Annotated in this window: 16 protein-coding genes; 5 read left to right on the forward strand and 11 right to left on the reverse strand. The window is 70.8% G+C overall.

Going from position 1 to position 19,310, the window contains the following annotated elements:
• Positions 1–38: 38 nt before the first annotated feature.
• The 8 genes from DT073_RS14985 to DT073_RS15020 all read right to left on the reverse strand — a co-directional run bounded on the left by DT073_RS14985 (position 39) and on the right by DT073_RS15020 (position 8,998).
• Positions 39–455 carry a DUF1622 domain-containing protein gene (locus DT073_RS14985; RefSeq protein ID WP_124294116.1) on the reverse strand — a complete coding sequence of 139 codons (417 nt, stop codon included), beginning with the start codon at positions 453–455 and terminating at the stop codon, positions 39–41.
• A gap of 45 nt (positions 456–500) precedes the next feature.
• Positions 501–800 (reverse strand): GNAT family N-acetyltransferase, encoded by a 300-nt coding sequence (locus DT073_RS14990; protein WP_124294117.1) that lies wholly within the window; start codon positions 798–800, stop codon positions 501–503.
• A gap of 61 nt (positions 801–861) precedes the next feature.
• On the reverse strand, positions 862–2,292 hold the full coding sequence (locus DT073_RS14995; RefSeq protein ID WP_124294118.1) for a GH1 family beta-glucosidase: 1,431 nt from the start codon (positions 2,290–2,292) through the stop codon (positions 862–864).
• Between the two features lie 35 nt (positions 2,293–2,327).
• Positions 2,328–4,565, reverse strand: a complete 2,238-nt coding sequence (yicI, locus tag DT073_RS15000; protein ID WP_124294119.1) for an alpha-xylosidase — start codon at positions 4,563–4,565, stop codon at positions 2,328–2,330.
• The gene (locus DT073_RS15005; protein ID WP_502697156.1) at positions 4,565–5,392 is read right to left on the reverse strand and encodes a carbohydrate ABC transporter permease; all 828 of its coding nucleotides are present in this window, start codon (positions 5,390–5,392) and stop codon (positions 4,565–4,567) included. The genes yicI and DT073_RS15005 overlap by 1 nt, the downstream gene beginning before the upstream one ends.
• Before the next feature lie 77 nt (positions 5,393–5,469).
• The gene (locus DT073_RS15010; protein WP_124294120.1) at positions 5,470–6,444 is read right to left on the reverse strand and encodes a carbohydrate ABC transporter permease; all 975 of its coding nucleotides are present in this window, start codon (positions 6,442–6,444) and stop codon (positions 5,470–5,472) included.
• A gap of 76 nt (positions 6,445–6,520) precedes the next feature.
• Complete coding sequence (locus DT073_RS15015; protein ID WP_124294121.1) at positions 6,521–7,828, reverse strand: ABC transporter substrate-binding protein; 1,308 nt, start codon at positions 7,826–7,828, stop codon at positions 6,521–6,523.
• A gap of 120 nt (positions 7,829–7,948) precedes the next feature.
• Entirely contained in the window at positions 7,949–8,998 is a 1,050-nt protein-coding gene (locus DT073_RS15020; protein WP_124294122.1) for a LacI family DNA-binding transcriptional regulator, read from the reverse strand.
• 500 nt (positions 8,999–9,498) lie between these two features.
• Here DT073_RS15020 and DT073_RS15025 point away from each other — a divergent pair, with 500 nt between their 5' ends.
• Complete coding sequence (locus DT073_RS15025) at positions 9,499–10,266, forward strand: winged helix-turn-helix domain-containing protein (RefSeq protein WP_124294123.1); 768 nt, start codon at positions 9,499–9,501, stop codon at positions 10,264–10,266.
• Between the two features lie 20 nt (positions 10,267–10,286).
• Here DT073_RS15025 and DT073_RS15030 read toward each other — a convergent pair whose 3' ends face one another.
• Positions 10,287–11,456, reverse strand: a complete 1,170-nt coding sequence (locus DT073_RS15030) for a polysaccharide pyruvyl transferase family protein (protein ID WP_124294124.1) — start codon at positions 11,454–11,456, stop codon at positions 10,287–10,289.
• A gap of 95 nt (positions 11,457–11,551) precedes the next feature.
• Here DT073_RS15030 and DT073_RS15035 point away from each other — a divergent pair, with 95 nt between their 5' ends.
• Entirely contained in the window at positions 11,552–13,732 is a 2,181-nt protein-coding gene (locus tag DT073_RS15035) for a glycosyltransferase (protein ID WP_240638635.1), read from the forward strand.
• Positions 13,729–15,039 (forward strand): nucleotide disphospho-sugar-binding domain-containing protein, encoded by a 1,311-nt coding sequence (locus tag DT073_RS15040; RefSeq protein WP_124294125.1) that lies wholly within the window; start codon positions 13,729–13,731, stop codon positions 15,037–15,039. Before DT073_RS15035 ends, DT073_RS15040 begins: the two co-directional genes overlap by 4 nt.
• 9 nt (positions 15,040–15,048) lie before the next feature.
• Here the strand turns inward: DT073_RS15040 and DT073_RS15045 are convergent, their stop codons facing one another.
• A complete protein-coding gene (locus tag DT073_RS15045; RefSeq protein ID WP_124294126.1) occupies positions 15,049–15,798 on the reverse strand; it encodes a hypothetical protein in 750 nt (249 codons plus the stop codon).
• A 159-nt stretch (positions 15,799–15,957) separates the two neighbouring features.
• Here DT073_RS15045 and DT073_RS15050 point away from each other — a divergent pair, with 159 nt between their 5' ends.
• Both DT073_RS15050 and DT073_RS15055 read left to right on the forward strand, forming a co-directional pair.
• A complete protein-coding gene (locus tag DT073_RS15050) occupies positions 15,958–16,896 on the forward strand; it encodes a DNA-3-methyladenine glycosylase family protein (RefSeq protein ID WP_124294558.1) in 939 nt (312 codons plus the stop codon).
• 21 nt (positions 16,897–16,917) lie between these two features.
• Positions 16,918–17,139, forward strand: a complete 222-nt coding sequence (locus tag DT073_RS15055; RefSeq protein WP_124294127.1) for a hypothetical protein — start codon at positions 16,918–16,920, stop codon at positions 17,137–17,139.
• Positions 17,140–17,145: 6 nt separating this feature from the next.
• Here the strand turns inward: DT073_RS15055 and DT073_RS15060 are convergent, their stop codons facing one another.
• Complete coding sequence (locus DT073_RS15060; protein ID WP_124294128.1) at positions 17,146–19,272, reverse strand: S9 family peptidase; 2,127 nt, start codon at positions 19,270–19,272, stop codon at positions 17,146–17,148.
• Between the last annotated feature and the right edge of the window lie 38 nt (positions 19,273–19,310).

The following is a 19,310-nucleotide window of genomic DNA, read 5'->3' on the forward strand; positions in this document are numbered from 1 at the left end:
TACGCCCGGCGCGGGGTTGACGGGCGAGCGGGACGTCGCTATCCGCTTCGCTCCGCCTGCGCCGCACGGTCGCGCCGGACGGCCTCACCCAGCAACTGCCCCCCGCTCGTGAGCAGGGCGCGGCGCCAGGGCAGCACGCCCTCGATCTCGATCTGGATGGAGATCGACAGCACGGTCCGGATCAGCACGATGAGGCCGAGGATCAGGGCGTCCTCGACCGACGGCTTGGAGGTGATCGTGCGGATCAGATCGGCCGCGACGAGGATCTCCAGCCCCAGCAGGATCGCCGAGCCGAGGGCGTTGCGCAGCACCGAGAATGCGGCACGCCCACCCTCACGGCGACGCAGGGAGCGCACACCGAGCACGAGGGCGATGACGAAGCCGATGATCATGGCCGCGGCGCCGGTCGCCTCGAAGGCGACAGCGACGCCGGAGAAGACCTCTTCGAGCCGCACGGGCCCAGTGTAGGACCAGCGGAACGCGGAGCGCGGAAGCGGGGCTCAGGCCGTGGAACGCTGCCGCAGGATGCCCGCGCGATCGGGGTGCAGGTCGAACCAGTCCGCGACGTACCAGCACACCGGGATCACCTGACGGCCTTTCTCGGCCTCGAGGTGCGCGACGGCCCGGTCGACCAGCTCTCCGGCGTAGCCCTTTCCGCGGAAGGTCGGGATCGTGTACGCCCGGGTCATGGCGACGGTGCGGCCGTCGTCCTTGTAGTCGAGGACGCTGACGAGGTCGTCGCCGCGGTGCAACGTGTACCGCGAGGCGTCCTTCTCGTCGGTGAAGCGCAGTTCGGTCACCCCGACAGGCTACGCCCGGTTCGCTGGGGCGGCGCTGAAGGAACGCCGGGCCTTCACCTGCTCATTCCGGGATCGCCCGGGTGCGCACGAGCTCCCGATACCACCGGCCGCTGTCCTTGACGGTACGTTCGAGCGTGTCGAAATCGACCCGCACGATGCCGAACCGCTTGGCGTAGCCGTAGCCCCATTCGAAGTTGTCCAGAAGCGACCAGACGAAGTATCCGCGCAGGTCGACTCCCCGAGCCATCGCCCGGTGCGCCGCGGTGAAGTGCCGGCGCAGATAGTCGAGTCGCTCGGGGTCGGGAACCGACCCGTCGGGGGCGACCTCGTCATCGAATGCGGCACCGTTCTCGGTGACCATGAGCGCCTGCTCGGGGAACTGCTCCGACAGCGACACCAGAAGCTCCTCGAGGCCCTCGGGCGCGATGTTCCACCCCATGGCGGTGTACGGTCCCGGCTGCTCCACGAACTCCACAGCCTGGTCGCTCCCGGGCCACGCGGTCCCGCCGGCGACCCCCTTGTGCCCGTCGTTCATCTGCTTGGGCGACACCCCGTCCCACAGGCGCACGGTTGCCGTGGAGTAATAGTTGACGCCCAGCACATCGATCGGCTGATGGATGTCGGCGAGGTCGCCGTCCTGCACGAAGGCCCAGTCGGTCACCCCTGCGGTGTCCTGCAGCAGATCTTCGGGGTACTCGCCGCGCAGCATCGGCCCGGTGAAGGCTCGATTGGCCAGCGCATCGATCCGTCGCATCGCCTCGCCCGCCCCGTCGCCGACCCCGCGGAGCACGTGGAAGTTGAGGGTGACGGAGTACTCCGGCGTTCCGGTCGAGGTCGCCCGCAGCGCCTGCAACGCCCGGCCGTGCCCCAGGTTCAGGTGATGCACGGCGGCGAGCGCCGCTGCCGGCTCGTGCCGGCCCGGCGCGTGGCCGCCCTGGCCGTAGCCGAGGTAGGCCGAGCACCACGGCTCGTTCAGCGTCGTCCACGTGTGCACCCGGTCGCCGAACGCCTCGCCGACCACCTCGGCGTAGCGTGCGAAGGCGTCGACGGTCGCGCGCGCCGGCCAGCCGCCGGCATCCTCGAGCGGCTGGGGAAGATCCCAGTGATAGAGGGTGGCGACCGGACGGATGCCGCGGGCGAGAAGTCCGTCGATGAGGCGCGAATAGAAGTCCAGGCCCGCCTGATTCACCGCACCGGTGCCCGTCGGCACGATGCGTGGCCAGGCGATCGAGAAGCGGTATGCCTCGAGCCCCAGATCCTTCATCAGGTCGAGATCGCCCTCCCACCGGTGGTAGTGGTCGCACGCGACGTCGCCGGTGTCACCGTTCCAGACCTTGCCGGGGGTCTTCGAGAAGGTGTCCCAGATCGACGGACCGCGCCCGTCCTCGCTGGCCGCCCCCTCGATCTGGTACGACGCCGTCGCCGACCCGAAGGTGAAGTCGGGCGGGAACACCAGCCCCGCGTCACGATAGTCCGCTCGCCCCTCGACCATGGCTGCTCCCCCTTGGACTCCGCCGACTCCCACCGTCATCCGGTCACGTCCGACAGGTCAACGCTATAGTCCCGCGACGCCCCGTCGGGAGCCGTGACGGTCACATCGCGCATCCCGCTCCCGCCGGGGAACACCCGGAGGGCGAGGCCGTCGTGGTAGTCGTAGTCGGGCCGGTCGTCGCGCGCCCCCCACGGGATGACCGCGCCCGGCCGGGCATACAGCGGCAGGCTGTCGAAGCCGTGCACCTCGCGGCGCCAGCCGCCGCCGGTCACCGTCTCGCCCGTGAGGAGGCTCGTCCACTCTCCCGGCGGCAGGTAGAAATCGACCTCACCCGTCTCGGAGAAGACCGGGGCGACCAGCAGCTCGGAGCCGAGAAGGTACTGCCGGTCGAGGTAGGCCACCGCCGGGTCATCCGGGAACTCCAGCTGCATCGGGCGCATGATCGGGGCACCCGTGCGGGCGGCGTTGATACCCACCTGGAAGAGGTAGGGCATGAGCCGCATCTTCAGCTGCGCGAAGCGGCGCGTGATATCGACGGCCTCATCGTCGAACGCCCACGGAACCCGGTACGAGTCCGACCCGTGGAAGCGGCTGTGGCTCGAGAGCAGGCCGAAGGCCACCCACCGCTTGAACACCGCCGGATCGGGGGTTCCCTCGAACCCGCCGATGTCGTGACTCCAGTGCGCGAAGCCGCTCATCGCCAGCGACAGGCCGCCCCGCAGGCTCTCGGCCATCGAGGGGAACGTCGAGGTGTTGTCACCGCCCCAGTGCACCGGCATCGTCTGACCGCCGGCGGTGGCCGAGCGGGCGAACAGCACCGCGTCGCCCTCGCCGCGCTCGGCCACGAGCACGTCGTGGACGGCCCGGTTGTACAGCTGTGCGTAGAGGTTGTGCATGCGGGCGGGGTCGGAGCCGTCGTGCCAGACGACGTCGGTGGGGATCCGCTCGCCGAAGTCGGTCTTGAAGCAGTCGACGCCCTGCGCGAGGAGCACTCGCAGCTTGTCCTGGTACCAGCGCACCGCGGCGGGATTGGTAAAGTCGACCAGGCCCATCCCGGCCTGCCAGAGGTCCCACTGCCACACCGACCCGTCGCCGCGCTGCACGAGGTAGTCGGCGGCGGCCGCCTCGGCGAACAGCGGCGAGCGCTGGGCGATGTAGGGGTTGATCCACACCGAGACCTTCAACCCGCGGTCGTGAAGGCGACGGAGCATGCCGTCGGGGTCGGGGAAGACCCGGGGGTCCCATTCGAAGTCGCACCAGTTGAACTCGCGCATCCAGAAGCAGTCGAAGTGGAACACCGACAGCGGGATGTCGCGCTCGGCCATCCCCTCGATGAACGAGGTGACGGTCTGCTCGTCATAGTCGGTCGTGAACGACGTCGACAGCCACGGGCCGTACGACCAGGCGGGCACGACGGGGGCGCGTCCGGTGAGGGAGGTGTACCGGGTCAGCACGTCCTTGGGCGTCGGGCCGGCGAAGACGAAGTACTCCAGCACCTCGCCGGGCACGCTGAACTGCACGCGTTCGACGGCCTCGGACCCGACTTCGAACGAGACGTGCCCGGGATCGTTGACGAGCACACCGTACCCGCGCGAGGAGAGGTAGAACGGCACGTTCTTGTATGCCTGCTCGCTGGAGGTGCCGCCGTCGGCATTCCAGACGTCGATGGTCTGGCCGTTCTTGACCAGCGGACCGAAACGCTCGCCGAGGCCATAGACCGTCTCGCCCACCCCCAGGTCGAGCTGCTCGTGGACGAAGACCCGCTCGGGCGGCACGCCGGTCTCGGCGCGGGCGTTCCCCACGATGCCGTGCTCGACGGCGGCCTCGGCGCCCAGGCGCACGAAGGCCTGCGCCTTGTGTCCGCTGCCGGTCACCCGCACGCCGTCGACCTCGAACGACAGCGCCCACGGCGCTCCCGGAGCGATCCGCGCGGTGAGCGCGCCGCTGGTCAGTGTGCCGGCGCCGGCATCGGCGACCCCCGCACCGGTTCCTCGCTCGCCCGCGCCCGGCAGGGCGAACCCTCCATGCCACCGGCCGCCGATGTGGTGGGCGATCCGCACCCGGATGACACCCTCGATCGGCGAGGAGATGGTCGTGGTGAGGGTGGTGCGGTTCAGCACGTCGCCGCGGCGGGCGATCACCTGGGTGGGCGCGGTGATCTCGAGCGCAACGCCGTCGACACCGTCATCCGTCTGCCGGATGTCGTACGCCTCCGCGGCGTAGAGCGCGGTGACGCCGGGGCGCAGCTGCCAGAACCCGTCGGTGAACTTCATTACTTGACTGCTCCTGCCGTGATGCCCCTGGTGAGGGTGCGCTGGAAGATGAGGAAGAAGAGGAGGGTGGGGATGAGGCCGAGGAGAGCCGACGCGCTGGTGGTCGTGACATCCATCAGCCGCTCCCCCTGAAGGAGGCTGATCGCGACCGGCACCGTCTGGTTCTCGTTGGAGACGAGGAAGGTGAGGGGGATCAGGAACTCGTTCCAGGTCCAGATGATGAAGAAGATCAGCAGCACCGAGAGCGTCGGACGACTGATCGGGAAGATCACCCGCCACAGGATCTGCCACCGGCTCGCCCCGTCGATCGCGGCGGCCTCGAGCACCTCCTTGGGGAAGGTGCCGTAGACGGCCGAGAGCAGGTAGGTGCCGAAGGCCGCCTGGATGACGGTGAAGACGATGATCACCGACCACACGTTGTTGTACAGCCCGACCTCTCGGAACATGTAGTACAGCGGGTAGAGCAGCGCCTCCTGCGGGAGCAGGTTGGCCAGCAGGAACAGCAGCACGATCCAGGAGCGGCCGCGGATGCGTCCGATCCCGATCGCGAACGCGTTCAGCACCGAGATCAGCACCGCGAGGATCGCGACGGTGCCCGAGATGAACACCGAGTTCCAGACCTTCTGGGGGAAGTTGACCCGCTCCCAGAACGCGGCGATCCCGTCGAGGTAGATCGCCGAGGGAAGCGCGAGCGGACCACCCGTGGAGTAGTCGGCGGGCGATTTGAACGAGTTGATGAGGATCAGGTAGAACGGTGCGGCGATGAGGATCGCAGCGACGATCGCGAAGGCGAGCATCAGCCAGTCGACACCGTTCTTACGGGTCATTCCACCGCGCGCCTTCGGCGGACGATTCGAACGGCGCCCTGTCTTCGGGGCCGTCGTCACGGCGAGGGTCGTGGCCATCACAGTCCCGCCCTTTCTTTGCGCTCCGCGGCGTTCTGCGCACGGATGAAGAGGATCGACACGACCGCGATCACGACCGTCAGCGCGGTCGCGATGGTCGCGCCGTAGCCGACCTGCTGCGACTGGAAGAACTCGCTGTAGGCGTAGTACGCCGGCACGATGGTCGAGTCGCCGGGGCCGCCGCGGGTGAGCACGTAGACGGGGCCGAAGACTTTCAACGCCGCGATCGTGCAGGTGAGGGTGACGACGTAGATCTCGGGGCGGATGATGCTGACGGTGATCGCCCGGAACCGCTGGAACCAGTTGGCACCATCGAGCTCGGCGGCCTCGTAGAGCTCGGGGTCGACCCGCTGGAGCGCGGCCATGAAGACCACGACGGGGTAGCCGATCTGGATCCAGACGAGCACCACCATGATGCTGCCGAGCGCGGTGTCGGGAGACCCGAGCCAGTTCTGGGCGAGGAAGCCGAGGCCGATGCTCTCGAGGATGGTGTTCAACGCACCGTCCTGCGGGCGGAGGATCCAGCCGATCACGATGCCGGCGATCGCCGCGGGGAGGATCTGAGGGAGGTAATAGGTGGCGCGCAGGAAGCTCGCGAGGCGCCCGCCGTACTTGCGGCCGATCACATCGAAGAGCAGGGCTGCGAGCACGAGGCCGATGAGGGTCGGGAAGATGACCATCGCCACGATCATCCAGATGCTGTTGACGAACGAGGTCCAGAAGGTCGCGTCGCCGAAGAGCTCGATCCAGTTCTCGAGGCCGATGAACTCGGGCGGACGGATGCCGCGCCAGTCGGTGAAGCTGAGGTAGATGTTCCATACCAGCGGCACCACGACGATGACGGTGACCAGCACCAGACCCGGCATGAGGTACAGCCAGTAGCCGGCGGTGCCACCGCCCCGCCGTTGCGGGATCAGCGGCTCCTCGGGAGGGAGCTTGGTCCGCGGAGCGCGGACGAAGGGGACAGCGGACATCGCGGGGACTCCTGGGGTAGGCCGGGGTGGGAGCCGGGGCGCCGCCGCGTGGCTGACGGCGCCCCGGCCGGTTCGATCAGCGGAAGTCCGCCACGTAGGAGTCGTACTCCTCGCCGAGCGACTGCTGGACCTCGGCGGGCGTCTTCGTGCCGTTGACGAGCTCCTGGAGCTCGGCCACGAGGGCGTCGTAGAAGGTGGGGGTCGGCCAGTCGGGATAGAACGACAGCCCGTCGGCCTCGTTGACGGCGTTGAAGGCCTGGATCAGCTCGAGGCTCTTCTCGTCGGTGATGTCGGCCTCATCGGCGGCGACGGGGAGCCCGCCGTTGTTGCCGATGAGCGCCTGCACCTCGGGGCGCATCGTGATGTCGATGAACTCGTAGGCGAGATCCTTGTTGGCGGCGCGCTCGGGGACGACCCAGATGTTGCCCGACGAGCCGAGGCTGAGGTCGCTCCCCGGGAACGGGAAGACGCCGAACTCGAAGTCGGTGATCTCATCGACCAAGCGGCCGTACCACCAGCTGCCCGAGACGAAGATCGGCGAAGTGCCGTTGATGAACGACAGTCCCGCGTCCTCGGCGGCGATGCCGGTCACGTCAGGCGAGAAATAGCCCGCGTCGAGGTACTCCTTCACCGTCTCGGTGGCGTAGGTGATCTCCTCGCCGCTCCAATCGACCGGGTTCTCGTACAGCTGGTAGTCGTTGACCCACTGGCGGTCGGCCTGGCTGAGCGCCAGCTGATACCAGAGCTGCCCGAGCGGGTATTCCAGTCCGCCCTCGGCGAGGGGCGTGACGCCCTGCGCGACGAAGGCGTCGAGCACCGCGATGAACTCGTCGTAGGTCGTCGGTACTTCGAGGCCGGCTTCGGCGAAGGCATCCTTGTTGTAGTAGACCGTGACGAACTCGCCGTAGTTGGGCACCCCGTACCAGGCGCCCGAGCCCATCACGCCCTCGTCGGTGTAGCGCGCGGTGGTCTGCAGCGCCGGGGCGAGCTGGTCGTCCCAGCCGTACTCCTCGACCGCCTCGGTGATGTCGGTGATGAGTCCCTGGCTCGCCAGGAACCCGGCCGTGGCGTTGCCCTTGTTGAACTCCATGAGGTCGGGCGCCTCGTCGGAGTTCAGCACCTGGCTGGCGGTGGAGCGGATCTGCTCGAAGCTGCGCTCCTCGAATTCGACCGTGGCCCCGGTCTCCTCTTCGAAGATGCGGATCGCCTCGTCCCAGGCGATGCCCATGGCGCTGTTCTCGCCCTCGTAGTGCCAGAGGGTCAGGGTGTCGTCGGATTCGCCACCCGATCCGCCGGCGCAGGCGGAGAGCACGAGTGCGGTGGCGACGAGCGCCCCTCCGGCCGTGGCCGCCCGCGCGGTCGTCTTACGTGTGATGCGTGCCATCGGTGGCACTCCTTTCTCGGTGACCTTCGTCGGCCGGGTTTTCACGTGTGCAGGTGGTGCGGTGGGTCTTGTCGAAGCGCTTCGATGATGCGCGAGCGGATAGGGCGGGAGGCTCCGGGGTCAGGCGACGGCGGAACCGGCCACGGCCGCTGACGGGGCGTCGGGAACCCGCGCGAGCGAGCCGTGGTCGAGATAGGCGGGTGGAATCAAGCGGATGCCGGGGGCCGGGCGGTCCCCGTCGAAGAACGTCAGGGCGAGGTCGACGGCGAGGTCGCACGAGGCCTGCGGGACGAGCGGGAGCGCGTCGAGGGGACGCGGGAGCGCGGAAGTGTCGAAGGTCGGCGCGACCGAGATGACCGAGATGTCGTCGGGAACACGCAGCCCGCGGCCGGCGAGTTCGGCGAGCACCGCCCGGTGCGACTCCTCGGGGCAGTGCAGCACGAGGGCGGTGACCCCGGCGTCGAGGAGCTCCCCGGTCGCCGCGCGCACGGTCGCGTCGGTGGCGTACTCGTGCCCCGTGGCGCGGAACTCGGCGGCGACGCCGAACATCCCGGCCGCAGCGAGGAACTCGTCGCGCACCCGCGGGGGGAAGTTCGATCGCGAGTACGTCACCTCAGGCTGTCCGACGAGCCCGATGCGCGCGTGGCCGGTCCGCGCGATCCTCGCCACCGCTTCTCTCGTGGCGGCCTTGAAATCGAGGTCGACGCAGACGAGACCTTCGTTGTCGTTCGGCACGCCGATGAAGACGGTGGGCGTATCGATCTCCCGCGCGAGTGCGACACGCGGGTCGTCAGGGGCGACGTCGAGCACCAGGATCGCGTCGACCAGGCGGTTGGAGGCGACCCGGCGCATGCCGGCCTGAGCGTCCTCGTCGGTCAGGAGAAGGACGTCGTAGTCGTTGCGGCGCGCGGCCACCGCGGTCGCGAGGACGAAAGCCATGTGGGTCGGCGCGTGCGTGTCTTTCCGCAGCGGCTCGGTCAGCGCGAAGATGCGCGTGCGGCGCCCGGCCAGCATGCGGGCACCGGCGTTCGGGCTGTACCCCAGACGCTGCACGGCCTCCTCGATCCGGCGTCGCGTGTCGGCCGAGACCGGTCGCTTGCCGCTGAGGGCATAGGAGACGGTGCTGATCGAGACACCGGCGGCCTTGGCCACCTCATCGATCTTCGCCATGAGGACTCCGTCGTCAGGTGTGGGGTGAGGACTATCGAAGCGCTTCGCGGAAGCGTTTCGACGATGCTGGCACATCCTCCGCGGGAAGCACAAGAGGTTTGAGGCAGATCACAACAAATGGATGCTGACGTCGCCCGCGGCATCCGCTCTCGTCGATTTCCGAGTTTGCGAAGAACGGGGAGCATCGGTCATAATCAGCGCATGACTGACGACGCACGCTCTCTGTCCGCCTGGGAGGCGAACGGGACTGCCGGCATGATGGTGGCCGGCCGCGTTGTCATGTGTTGTCGAATGTGCCGCTGACTCGGTAATCCCGCCGGACATCAGCGTCGCCGCTCCGCTTACCCGCGCAGGCGACGCGCGACACGTCCCCCGAGACTTCGTCCTTCTCGCGCATCACTGAGCGCAGCGGATGTCTCGAGCCCGGCCCCACCGGCCGATTTCGCAGCACTTCTCCGAACCCCGACTCCGCGGGTTCCGCTCCCTCGAGGAACATCATCATGTCGACCACCGCTCTTCTCGACCGTCCCGCCCCCGCCCGTCACCTGCGAGCCGTTCCGCGCGTCAGTGACGACACCCCCGCAGCCGCGACGACGCCCGCCGCCGCGCAGGCCGCCGCGCCCCGACCCGCCACGGGCGCCACGCAGCGCCACCTTCCGCCCGGCACCGCTCCGCGCGGCTTCGCCCTCTACGTCGGGTTCGACGAGGCGAAGGCACAGGCCTCGGGCGTGAGCCTTCCCGTCCTCGTCGACGCGCTGCGCCGCACCCTCGCCGAGCTCGCCCCCGATGCCGAAACCTACGCCACGGTGGCCCTCGCCCCTGCCGGCGCCGGCGGCCGCGACGTCGACGTCGTGCGCCTCGCCCTCCAGGAGCCCGCCGCGGTCGCCCGCACCAAGCCCGACGAGCCCGAAGAGCACGACGAGACGGTCCGCGGTGTGGTCGTTGACATCTCGCGCAAGCGCGTCGTCATCGACGGCGAGTCGGCGGCGCTGACCTTCAAGGAGTTCGAGCTGCTGCAGTACCTGGTCCTGCGTGAGGGGCGCACGATCGAGCGCGCCGAGCTGGTGGCCTCCCTCTGGCAGGGCGCCGAGGAGCACGACGCCCCGGGCGAGCGCACCATCGACGTGCACGTCCGGCGTCTGCGGGCCAAGCTCGGCCGCTACGAGGACATCGTCCGCACCGTCCGCGGTGTCGGCTACCGCTTCGACCGTCACGCCGACGTCGTCATCCGGTTCGGCCACGGAACGCCCTCGCCCGACCGCTTCTGATCAGCCCGGCGCGGCCGTCCTCACCGCAGCGACTCGGCGACCGTGTCCCACCACCGCACCGCGGCGGCGCGGTGCGGCTCGAACCGCCCCGCCGCCGCATCGGCGATCTCCACGCGTCGTGCGTCGAGCTCGCGCAGGCGTTCCGGCGCGCCGCCCAGGTCATCGAGATCGACGACGCCCGTCTGACCCCAGTGCCCGAGCGCGCCACTGAGCTTGATCCGCGTGTAGTCGTCGGCGGCGAGACCGAGGACCGGCACGCCCGCGGGGGCGGCGAAGACCGCCGGGTGGTATCTGCTCGTGACGAGCAGCCGCGCGCGACGCGCCAGCGCCGCCGCACCCCGGGAATCACCGCTCGGCAGAACGCGGCTCTCGCGCGTCATCCGCTCCCGCACCCGCTCGTGCAGCGCCGCATCGCCCATCGGCTCCGCGCCGGCGGACACCGGACCGAAGTGAGCGTGGAAGATGACGGGCCCGACGGCGTCGGACGCGGCATCCAGCAACCGGGCGATCCTGCTCTCGACGACGTCGGCGGGCCGTCCTGCGAACCACCCCGACAGGCTCACGAGAACGTACGGCTCGGACGGCGGGTCCTCGCTGCCGACGAGGAAGGAGGCGTCGTCCACGCCGGCGTGGACCTGGGCCCCCCACGACCGGGCGAGTGCGGCCGAGTCGTGCTCGCGCACCCCCGTCCACGCGGCGTCACGGGTCATGACGGCGACGCGTTCGGCGTCTTCGGCAACGAGGTCGGGCCCGAAGGTCTGACCGCTCACGACCACCGGAAGCCCCCGCGCGCGGGCCATCGCCGCGAGCGTGGTCCGCTCGTACACGTGAACCGGCCAGCGCGAAGCGAGGTTGCCGCCGCCGGCGATGAGCACGCCCGAGGCTTCGCTCAGCGCGTCGAGGGCTCCGCGAGCGGGGTCCCCCGACGCCAGCTCGGCCTCACCGGCCGCCGCGGCGCGAAGGAGCGATGCGCGCTCGCGCGCCACCGCACGTTCGAGTCCGACGAAACCCAGGCGATCGACGGTGGCCAGCCCATAGCGTGCCGCCGACTCCTCCGGCGCGGAGGACACCCCGATGACGCGTCCACCGCGGTCGGCGAGCTCGACGGCCGCAACCTCGAACATCGCCTCGTCACCGATGTGGATGATGCCGCCGAGCACCCCGATGTCGCCGATGGTCAGTACGTTCACGCATGGTCCTTTCCCGTCAAGCCGGTCCTCCGGCACCCGGACAACCGTAGACTTCCGAGCGGGTCACCGCACCTCGTCCGATCGCCGATCGGGCGGTGACCGCTTCGGAGGCAGCGATGGGCATCCAGACGGCGATGGACCGCATCATCGAAGCGCCCACGATCGTGCAGGCTCTGCAGGCCGCCGACGACGTCGCGTTCGAGGCAGGGCGCGACCCGGGGGTCCGCACCCTGCGCGTGTTGTCGGCCGCCCTCGTCGGCACCGACGACATCGCGGCGATCGCCGCCGTCCATGCCCTCGCCGAGATGAACGACGAAGCGGCCGGCGCCCTGCTGGTGACCCTCCTCGGCGATGAGCGCCGCTTCGTCGTCGAGCACGCCGCCTGGGCTCTCGGGCGTCGTCCCGCCCGCGCCGCCGCGATCGCGCCCCTCATCTCCCTGGTCATCGCCGGCGGTTTCACCGGAATGCTCGCCCAGCACACGCTGGAGAAGTGGGCGGCCGGCAGCGGCGAACTCCTCGCCGTCGCCCTGCTCAGCGCCACCACCGGCGAGGTCGGCGTCGAGGCTCGTGTGCGCCTCACCGAGACGCTCGGTCTGGTGCGTCATCCGCTCACGACGGCGCCGCTGTGCAGCCTCGCCGCCGACACGTCATCCCCCGCGATCGTTCGCGAGGCGGCGATCGCCGCTCTCGGGCAGCGCGCCGATGCGGACGTCATCGCTCACCTCGAAGACCTCGTCGCCGAGGGAGGCCTCACCGGCGACCTCGCACGCCTCGCGCTCATCGATGCCGATCCGCCGCACACCCGCACCTCGGCCGACGACGCCGGTGGCGAGGGGGGCCTCACCGTCGCCCAGCTCTTCCTCCACGCCGACATCGATCCCGCCCTCTCGTCCTCCGGCGCCGGCGACAACGGCGGCATCGCGACGCTGCTCGTGCGACTCGGCGACGCCCTCATCTCCGACAGCTCGGTGGTCGATCGCGTGCTCACCCTCTCGCGCGGGACGGTTGCGCAGGCGGGTCCCGACCTGCTGCAGATGGCCGGCGGCGAGCGCGGCCACCTCTACGGACATGTGCCGTTGACGAGCATCCCGGCCTCGTCGGCGACCGCCTGGCATCTGCGGGTGACGGTGCGTCGCGGCATCCGTCGTCTTCTGCGCGCCGCGGGGCGGGTCGACGTGCTGCACCTGAGGATGGCGGATGTCGGGAGCCTCGCCGCCGCTGATGTCGCGCGTGAGCTCGGCATCCCGACGGTGTTCACCGTCGCGCCCGATCCGCACAGTGTGATCGCCTCACTCGAGCGGTCGGGACGGCTGTCGCGTGAGGACTTCGGCGAGATCGACCGCACCGAGCACTTCTGGTTCCGCAGCCACCTGGTCCAGAGTCTTGCCGCTTCGGCCGCCCACTCGGTCTTCTTCCCCCGGCCCGAGCTCGAGCGCGACATGCGGGCGCTCATCGGCATCGACCTCACCTCCCATCCCGAGCGCCACACCGTCGTCGCCGAGGGCGTGGACCTCGCGGTCGTCGACGACGCCCTCTCCCGCGCCGTCGGGGTCGCGGCCGGCGCCGAGCCCGACGGCTCCATCGCCGAGCTCGCGGCTCTGATCGACGACCTCGCCCCCGACCGCCGCGGACTCCCGCTGCTCGTCACCGTCGGTCGGATGCACCGCATCAAGGGGATGGCCGCGCTCGTCGAGGCATGGTCCGCAAGCGACCTGTCCGCCCGCGCGAACCTGCTCGTCGTCGGCGGTGACCTCGCACACCCGTCAGGTGATGAGCAGCAGCAGCTCGACCTGATCGACGGCTCGGTCCCCCCGCCCGAGCGGGCCGAGCGCGGCCTCGTCGTGGCGGGTCACCGCTCGAACGACGTCGCGGCCGCCTGGCTCGCCGCAGCTCGGTTCGGCATCCCCGGCAGCGTCGCCCCGGGCGGCGCGTACGTCTGCGCGAGCGTCAAAGAGGAGTTCGGCCTGGCGATCCTCGAGGCGATGGCCACAGGGCTCGTCGTCGTCGCCCCCGACAGCGGGGGACCTGCCACCTACGTCGACGATGGCGACACCGGCTTCCTCACCGACACCGCCGACCGGGAGGCCCTCGTCACGGCGATCGGGCGGGCGCTCGATGCTGCGGCCGACGCAGATCCGCGCCGCGCCGCACGCTCGCGCACGCTTGTGGCCGAACGCTTCACGATCCAGGGCATGGCGGCCACCCTCACCCCGATGTATCAGAACGTCGCCCGGCACGAGGCGGAGCTGCGCCGCACCGCGGGACTGCTGACGTGACGCTCCTCGTCATCAGCCCCGACTACGCCTCGCACCTCCTCCCCCTCGCAGCGCTCGCGACGGCCTGGCAGAGCGCCGGCGACGACGTCGTGGTCGCCACAGGCCCCGCAACCGCGCCGATCGTGGCGGAGTTCGGGTACCGGCGCACCGACCTCCCCCTCGGGCGCGGAGCCAATGCCCGTGTCATCCGATCGTCGGAGCAGGATGCCGCGGAGGCGGCGTCTCTCGAGGGGTTCTTCGCCGCCACCCGGCGGGGCATGGTGCCCACGCTCGCCTACCAGGCGCGGGAGCGCCTGACCGACCTGATGTGGCAGCCGGTCGAGCGGGCCCGCGCGACACTGGCGGTCATCGATGAGGTCGCGCCCGATGCCATCCTCGTCGATCACCTCGCCTTCAGCGCGCGGCTCGCGCTCCACACCGCGGGGATCGCCTACGGCGACGTGGTGCTGGGGCATCCCAGCGCGCTGCCGGTACCGGGCGAGGTGTACGGCTACCCGCCGGCGTGGCCGTCGACCCTCCGGCCCGACCCGGCGGAGCTCGCCGACCTGCGGGCGCTCTGCGACGAGGTCGCTCGCCGCTTCACCGACCAGTGGAACACCACCGCCGTGGCGTTGGACCCCGGCGCGAGGGCGGTCGACGACGCCTTCATGGTGCACGGCGAGACCACGCTGTTCAACTATCCCGCCGAGCTCGCCGAGGGCGATGGACGGATGCTGCCGCCCCACCGCTTCCTCGGGTCCACACCGCGCGAGGAGCCTGCCGCCGACGACGTCGACGCCTGGATCGCGCGCGGAGAGCCGTTCGTGTACGTCAGCCTCGGAAGTTTCCTGTCGGTTCGCGACGACGTGCTCGCGCGCATCGCCGACGCGCTCCGCCGCGCCGGCCTCCGCGCGGCGATCGCGACGGGCACGACCCCGGCCTCGGCCCTCGGCGACGTGCCCGCCGGATGGCTCGTCGCCGACTACCTGCCTCAGGTGCGCCTGCTCGGCGCGGCCGCGGCAGCGGTCACCCACGGCGGCAACAATTCCGTCACCGAGGCGGTCGGCCAGGGCGTACCCCTCGTCGTCCTCCCCTTCTCGACCGACCAGTTCGCCGGGGCCGCCGCGATCGAGCGCACCGGCACCGGCCGCGCGCTCGACCCGAATCTCGACGACGTCGACGCCCTCGCCGAGGCGCTCGGGGAGGTCGCCGATCCGGGCTTCGCGGGTCGAGCGGTGCTCGAACGCATGGCGGCGGCGCAGCACGCGCACCCGGGGCCGCTCATCGCCTACGAGTCGCTCGCGCGGGCGGCACGCGGAGTCAGCTGACGGCGATGCTCAGCTGACCGCGTCCGGCACGGCGTCGGGTTCCCCGCCGAGTTCCGCCAGCACTGCGGCATCCAGGTCGTCGTAGCCGAAGACCAGCGCGGCCATCCGGTCGGGATCGTGCGCGGCGTCGCGATAGCGCTCCATCCGCGCCGCATTGGCGTCGTAGGCGGTACCGGCACGCACCTCTCCGACGTGGTGCAGGGCGTACACCCGACCCCGATGGCGGCGCGGAGGTGCGCCCAGGAGCGTCGTGTGCGCCAGGTACCAGGCGGCGTCTTCGAAGCCCCAACCGCGGAAGCCCTCGTCCTGTCCCCCGTGCGCCGCCCAGGTGCGGGGCGTCGCCACATAGATCCCCGAGCAGGCGCCGTCGACGAACTGCTCGACCGTGCAGCGTTCGAGGGGCACGCCGGCGGCGTAGTCGGCCGACCCGGTGCGGCCGAGCCAGCGGTACTCGTCGTAGGGCAGGTGCACCAGATCGCTCGTCGCGGCCGCACGGATGGCGGCGAGCAGCGGCTCGCGCTCGGGAATGGTGTCGGCGTCACCGATGACCACCACCTCGTCGATCGCCGCATCGCGCATCGCGGCGTTGCGACAGGCGGCCAGCACGAACGGATCATCTCCGGTGTCGATCGTCAGGATCGGAACCCCCGGGAGGTTCTGCTGATACCAGGCGACGACGCGATCGAAGGCGTCCAGACGTGACGGCGCGGGGCGCCAGGGGATCACGATTCTCACTGCGGGCACGACGGGAGTGATCAATGCACCTTCCTTTCCTCGGCGAGCATAAGCGACGGCGGACCCCTCGCGGACACGGGACCTGATGTCGGTGGACGGGCGTACCGTGAGGGGGTGACCTCGCCCGTTCCGCCCCGGCTTCCGCGGCGGTCGGGCGCGCGGTTACGCCCCGATCTCGCAGCCGTGCCGGGCACCCCCGCGAGCGGCCCGCCGATCGAGACCGAGTACCGTCCGCGGCATCCGCTCGACCTGCGTCGCGTGCTCCTCTTCCAGCGCCGGGGCTACGGCGATCCCACTCATCTCGATGACGGCCCGGTGATCTGGCGCGCGTGCCGAACGCCGGAGGGCGTGGCGACCATCGCGATCCGCGCGGCCGCCGGCGGCGCGGTGCGCGGGGCGGCGTGGGGCCCGGGGGCGGCCTGGGCGATCGCTCAGCTGCCGGCGCTCTGCGGCAGGGACGACGACCTCGACGGGTTCGATGCGTCGCGTCACCCCCTCATCGCCGAGACCCATCGACGCAATCCGGGTCTCCGGCTCGGTCGCACCGACCTCGTCTTCGACGCGCTGGCGGGCGCGATCATCGAGCAGAAGGTCACCGGCAAGCAGGCTTTCGCCGCGTGGCGGCGGATCGTGCGCGGGTTCGGCGAGCGCGCGCCCGGCCCGACGCCGGTGCCGATGTACGCACCGCCGTCGGTCGACGGCTGGCGGCACGTGCCGTCGTGGGCCTGGCATCGCGCCGGGCTCGAGCCACCGCAGGCGCGCACCCTCGTCGCCGCCGCGCAGCGGGGCACGCGCATCGAGCAGGCCACCCACGCCGCCGCGACGGGCGACGAGCGCGACCGCGTTCTCACCAGCCTCCCCGGGGTGGGAGTCTGGACCGCCGCCGAGACGCGGATCCGCGCCTTCGGCGACCCCGATGCCGTGAGCGTCGGCGACTACCACGTGGCCCACGAGGTCGGATTCGCCCTGACCGGTGCGCGCGCGGACGACGACGGGATGCTGGAACTCCTCGCCCCCTGGAAGGGCCACCGTCAGCGCGTCATCCGCCTCATCGGTCTCAGCGGAGTGCGGGAGCAGCGGCGCGGTCCCCGGGTGCACCCGGAAGACCACCGCGACCGATGAGCAGCGCCGTAGGCTGAGCGCATGGCTTCTCGCACGGGCTGGCCTCGCGGCCGCACCAACTGGGTGATCGGCAGCATCCTCATCTTCGCCGGCGGCGCGTTGTTCGGACTGATCTGGGGATCGGTCGGGCTCGGGCTCGCTGTCGCGGCCGCCGTGTCGATCGGGTGGCTCATCGCCTACGAGTCGTGGCGGGGCCAGAAGGTCGGGCTGAACGACCCCGACGACGACGGCGCCCGCCTGTAGCGCGGGTCAGCCGAGGACGGCCGGGGGCGCGGACTCCTCACCGAGAACGTGCTCGGCGAGGAAGGCGAACACCGTTTCGTACCAGACGACAGCGTGCTGGGGCTTCAGGATCCAGTGATTCTCGTCGGGGAAGTACAGGAAGCGGTGGGGCATGCGCCCGTCGGCGTCGGCGTGGTGCTCGGCGAGATCCGACCAGAGGCGCAGCCCCTCGCCGATGGGCACCCGGTAATCCCTGTCGCCGTGGACGACGAGGACGGGGGTGCGGATGTCGGCGACGAAGCGGTGCGGTGAGTGCTCGATCATCGCCTCGGGCGTGAAGATGCGCTGCCAGTAGTCCGCGCTGTCGGTCGTGCCCGCGAACTGGTCGAGTGCCCACAGGCTCGCGTGCGTGACGATCGCCCGGAACCGATCGGTGTGTCCGGCGACCCAGTTGGCCATGTACCCGCCGAACGATCCGCCCATCGCGGCGGTGCGGGACTCGTCGATGTCGTCGCGCGCGACGACGGCGTCGGTGATCGCCATGAGGTCGGTGTAGGGCTTGCCGCCCCAGCTGTTCCACCCGCGGGCGATGAACTCCAATCCGTAGCCGGTGGACAGCGCCGGGTCGGGAAGCAGCACGGCGTAGCCGCGTGCCGCGGCCAGGAGCGGCGCCCACCGCCAGCTCCACGCGTTCCAGCTGTTGAGCGGGCCTCCGTGGATCCACAGCAGCAGCGGGGCCGGCGCCTCGGCCGACGCACCCTCGGGGAGCACGAGCCACGCCCGCACCCGGGCGCCGTCTTCAGCCGTGGTCTCGACCTCGGTGATGCGACCGGGAACGGCCGGCGCGGGAGTGGGAGTGGCCAGGGGCGTCACCTCACCCGACGGCTCGATCCGCACGGGGTGCGGGGGAACGAGCCACGAGGAGCGGAGCGCGACCAGCCCCCCGCCCGAGCGATCGATGCGGACATGCGAGTACGTGAAGTCGTCCGAGACGATCGCCGTGACCTCGCTGTCCTCTTCGCCAGGGCTGCTCGTCAACGCGATCCGGAAGACCGGACCGCGCCCGTTGTCGTCGGCGGTGACGATCAGTGCGTCATCCGCCGCGGCGAAGGCGATCGACGACGGCCAACGGTCCCAGTCGGCGGCGACGCGTCGCGCGTCCGACCCATCGAGCTGCGAGACCCAGAGCTCCTGCTCGGTCGGCCCTGAGGGGGTGGTCACCGCGGTGCGCAGGAAGGCCAGGCGCGTGCCGTCGTGGCTGATCGCGGGCATCTCGATGTCGAAGCCGTCTTCATCGCGCAGCACGGTGTGCGTTCCGGTGGCGACATCGATGCTCACCAGGATCCGTCGCCCGCCGCGCGCCTCGGGGCGATCGATGCTGGCGACGAGGGTGGTGCCGTCGGGGCTCAGCGCGGCCTCGGCGTGCCGGAGGGCTCGGCCCGGAGCGGGCATCAGATCGGCGGGGCGCGGGAGGGTCGTCGGGTAGGGGGTCGGTTCGGCCGCCTCGGCCGTGAGGTGTGCGACGACCTCCGCTTCCTCGGTGGCGGTGTCTTCCACGGCCGCGGCGAGCGTGTCGGCGAGGCCCTCGAGGTCGACCGCGAGCAGGTGGGGCTCGGCGGGGCCCAGGTCGTGGTCCCAGAACCTGACCGGGTAGGAGTCGTGGAGGATCGCCGAGACCTTCTTCTTCGTGCGCTCGGCACGTCGCGCCGCGTCATCCTCGATCGACGAGGCCGAACGCAGCAGCGGGGCCGAGACGACGACGCGTCCCGTCTGCTCCGCCGTCGCGGCGATGCTGCTCACGCCGCCGGCGAGCCGCGTCACCGGGCGGGCCTCACCGCCCTGCGCCGGGAGGAGCCAGAGCTGGCCCGGCTCGTCGTCGACATCCGATTCGATGTCATCGCGCGCCGAGACGAACAGGATGTCACCGCCCGGCGTGAACGCCGCACCGCTCTCGCCCTTCGCCGACCGGGTGAGGCGCCGGGGCGCACCGTCTCCCCGCACGGGCACCGCCCACAGGGAACGCTCGTACCCTGTGGCATCCTTCTTCAGAGCGGCCACCGTCAGCACCGCGGTGCTGCCGTCGGGCGAAAGGGCCAGACCTTCCACGCGAGGAAGGGCGATGTAGTCGTCGAGCGCGTCGAAGGGGGTGGGCATTCCCCCACGCTAACCGAGCGCCTCGCGGACGCGGTCGA

Source organism: Microbacterium sp. ABRD28, from assembly GCF_003850245.1.
In the GTDB taxonomy this organism is placed as follows: domain Bacteria; phylum Actinomycetota; class Actinomycetes; order Actinomycetales; family Microbacteriaceae; genus Microbacterium.

Excerpts from the sequence above, each read along its gene's own strand:
- DT073_RS14995 (WP_124294118.1), bottom strand. The coding sequence starts at position 2,292 with ATGGTCGAGGGGCGAGCGGACTATCGTGACGCGGGGCTGGTGTTCCCG.
- yicI (WP_124294119.1), bottom strand. The coding sequence starts at position 4,565 with ATGAAGTTCACCGACGGGTTCTGGCAGCTGCGCCCCGGCGTCACCGCG.
- DT073_RS15005 (WP_502697156.1), bottom strand. The coding sequence starts at position 5,392 with ATGACCCGTAAGAACGGTGTCGACTGGCTGATGCTCGCCTTCGCGATC.
- DT073_RS15010 (WP_124294120.1), bottom strand. The coding sequence starts at position 6,444 with ATGTCCGCTGTCCCCTTCGTCCGCGCTCCGCGGACCAAGCTCCCTCCC.
- DT073_RS15015 (WP_124294121.1), bottom strand. The coding sequence starts at position 7,828 with ATGGCACGCATCACACGTAAGACGACCGCGCGGGCGGCCACGGCCGGA.
- DT073_RS15020 (WP_124294122.1), bottom strand. The coding sequence starts at position 8,998 with ATGGCGAAGATCGATGAGGTGGCCAAGGCCGCCGGTGTCTCGATCAGC.
- DT073_RS15025 (WP_124294123.1), top strand. The coding sequence starts at position 9,499 with ATGTCGACCACCGCTCTTCTCGACCGTCCCGCCCCCGCCCGTCACCTG.
- DT073_RS15055 (WP_124294127.1), top strand. The coding sequence starts at position 16,918 with ATGGCTTCTCGCACGGGCTGGCCTCGCGGCCGCACCAACTGGGTGATC.
- DT073_RS15060 (WP_124294128.1), bottom strand. The coding sequence starts at position 19,272 with ATGCCCACCCCCTTCGACGCGCTCGACGACTACATCGCCCTTCCTCGC.